Source organism: Rhizobacter sp. P2_H2, assembly GCF_056403375.1.
Map to the genome: position 1 here is coordinate 1 of NZ_JBFUFP010000671.1, position 3,049 is coordinate 3,049.

The window sequence follows — 3,049 nt, forward strand, 5'->3', positions numbered from 1 at the left end:
CGGCCGTTCATGTGCGTGAGCCCGATGTCRTCGAGCTGCTCATGGCCGGTGAAGCCGCGGTCSGTGCCGCTGTTSAMSGMWGGGCTCCAGTCGATCACCAGCGYGCCGGCSGCGTCGTRGTTGCCGYTCGMRAARCGGCGCTTGCCGAACGGGTCRTASGCGTYRCGSGCCGTCASGTCGCCGTTGTGGTCGGTCGTCGCYGCGATGCTTCCAAGATGGTCCTTGTGCCAGTACTCCAGCTTCACCGCCGCCATACTGGACTGCACGGCTGGTGCGGTCTGCGTGGCGCCGAGTGCCGGTAGCGCTCCGGAGGTGACCAGAACGCCGAGGCTCTGGCCGCCCGCGCTCAGGTAGTGCCGGTTGCTCGTGACCGCAGGGTTCGCTGCGCTCGGACTCGTCGGTGAGTTGACCTCGCTCTCGAAGGCCAGACCACCCGTGTTGTCCGGGTGCAGGTACCAAGTGGTTCGAGTGCCAGCGTTGGTACCGCTCGAAATCGTCCGCACCTCGCGGATACGCGCGTGGTCTTCGTCGTAGCTCCACACATAGCTCGGGCCGCCCGCAGGGCCTTGCACGCCGCTCTGGCTGTCCGGCAGATCGAAGCCGGTATAGGTGACTCCGCGGTACTTGCCTGCCGTCGCGCTGGCGATGTTCCCGTTCGCATCGAAGCCGTAGGTGTTGGCTGCAGCTCCCTCGATGCTTTGAACGGCATGCGGCCTCACCGCGTTCGCTCCCTGCGCGCCGTAGCTGTACACCCCCACATCGCTCTTGTAGAGGATGCTGCCCAGCGCGTTGTATTGCAGGCTCACCGTGCGCACGAGCCCGCTGATCGCAGGCGCCGCCACCGTGTAGCGCTGCAGCCGGCCGAGCGCATCGTGCTCGAAGTTCTCCGTCACCGCGCCTGTGCTGCCGTCGCCGTTCGCATCGTTGCGATTGGTCAGCCGGCCCAGGCTGTCCCACACGTAGCCGTGGTTCAGCACGTCGGTGGCGTTGCCCTTGCCCGTCGTCAGGCTGCTCGCGCGGCCCGTCGCGGCTTCATAACCGGACTTGCTCACCACCGCATTGCTGTAGCGCTGCTGCTCAAGGTGATCCCGCGCGTTGTAGGCCTGCGCCTGCCACAGCACCGTGCCCGCCGGCAGCGTGATGCTTGCTCCTGGCGTGCCGCCCGGCGTGGCGGGCAACGGGTTCACCGTCACCGCCGTTGCCAATGACACCGTGCCGAGGAAGCCCTTCGGTGTGTACCCATAGTTCACCGTCAACCCGGTCGGCCAGGTCTGCGTCGCTTGCCGACCGTTCGCGTCGTAGCTCAGCGCGCTCGCAAAGCTCGGCCCGTTCACCACCGTCGTGCGGTTGCTGACCAGCCGCCCCAGGCTGTCGTACACCCACTGCTGGCTCATGTCGGTGCTGGCGCTGGTCGCGCACAGCTTGCCGATGCCCATCGCGCAGGTGTCGTAGGTCCAGGTGCTCTGGTACTCCGGCTCCGTGCGCTGCGTCATCCGCCCGAGCACGTCGTACTGCATCRYCGTCTGCCCGCCRCGCTGCRSCTGCAGCGGGTTCTGCTGCCGCACCACCTGGCCCAGCGCGTCGTAGCGGTACTCGATCACCCCGGCGTCCGGGTCGGTCAGCTTGAGCTTGTTGCCCCGCACGTCGTAGGCGATCTGCACCGTGTTCTGCAGGGCATCCTTCGTCGCCACCAGGTTGCCGAACGCGTCGTGCTGGTGAACGATCTGCGCGCCCAGCGGGTCGGTGATGCGGATCGTGCGGCCTTCGACGCTGCTCTCCTCGCGCCGCGTGCGGCCCTGGTCGTCGGTGGCGCTGACCACCAGCGCGCCATACGCCGTGCTCGACAGCCTCGCCTTGCGGCTGCCGCGGGCACCGAAGCTCACGCTCGGTTGGCTGCCCTGGTTGTCGGCGGTGTAGATGCGCAGCACCCGGCCCAGTACGTCGTACTCGGTGCGCGTGAGCCCCACATCGCCGCTGCCCGCGCTCGTCGACGACCCGCTGTCCAGGAAGTACGGCTGCGTCTGCAGCACCACCTGACCGAGGTCGCCGTACTCGGTGTCGGTGACGATCACCCGGTTCGCTCCGCCGGGTTGCGTGGATCCGTCGAAGGCCTCGGTGACTTGCCGCAGCACCCGGCCTGCGCGGTCCACATACTTGCGGGTGAATGCGCCGTTCTTGACGCCTTCGGTGCCGCTCGCATCGCGCGGCTCCACGTGTGTGAACTCCAACGCATCGGCCGGGATCTCGGCCGCGCCCGGGCTCGGGCAGGTCGGGCTGTTGCTCGAGGTGTCTCCGGCCGGGTTCACGCGGCCGGCGATGAGGCAGTAGGCCGTGACCACCCGCGTGCCATCAGGATGGATCTCGCGCGTCGTGCGCCCCTGGTCGTCGACTTCCCTGCGCGCGGTCAGCCCGTTCGGCTCGGTTGTGCTCAGCACCGTGCCGAAGCGCGGGTCCACCGTCTGCTGCGTCACCTGGCCCTTGGCGTTGGTGCTGCTGCTCACCTGGGTGTTCGGCTGGACCTGCACGGTCACGCCGTTGATCACCAGCGTCTGCGCGCCATAGGCGGCGCCGCTGCTGCGCGGGGTGAACACGGCGTCGCCAGTGGCACCACTGCAATTCGCCACCTGCGAGCCGGTGCGGTTGCCACGCGAGTCGTAGCTGTACGTCGTCACCACACAGCGCTGCGGATCGTTCGGCTCGACCGTCTCGGTGTCCACCAGGCCGTCGGCCCGGTAGGTGGTGCTCGTCGTGCGGGTGTAGTTGAACGGGTCGGCCACCGCTTGTGCTGCGGGCAGCTGGGCCTGCGCATGGGCGGAGCTCACCGCCACCATCGCCACCACCCACACGATTGCTGCGAACAGGTTCTTCTTTTGCGTGATCTTCACAGGCAGGTCCCCTTCACGATCGCCTTGCTCGTCGTYGCSGTGCCAAACGSGTTCTTCACGCTGAAGTTCACCGTGCGCGCSGTGCATCGGTCGTASACCCACTGGAAGGTGCAACTCCCCGGTGACGCGGCCACGCTGCCGCCCACGGTGCAGGTGCTCGTGCC

At 67.9% G+C, this 3,049-nt stretch carries 1 pseudogene; it reads right to left on the reverse strand.

Annotation, left to right across the window (positions count from 1 at the left end):
• A pseudogene (locus tag AC1D15_RS24440) lies at positions 1–2,885 on the reverse strand (hypothetical protein); the annotation flags it as partial.
• Between the last annotated feature and the right edge of the window lie 164 nt (positions 2,886–3,049).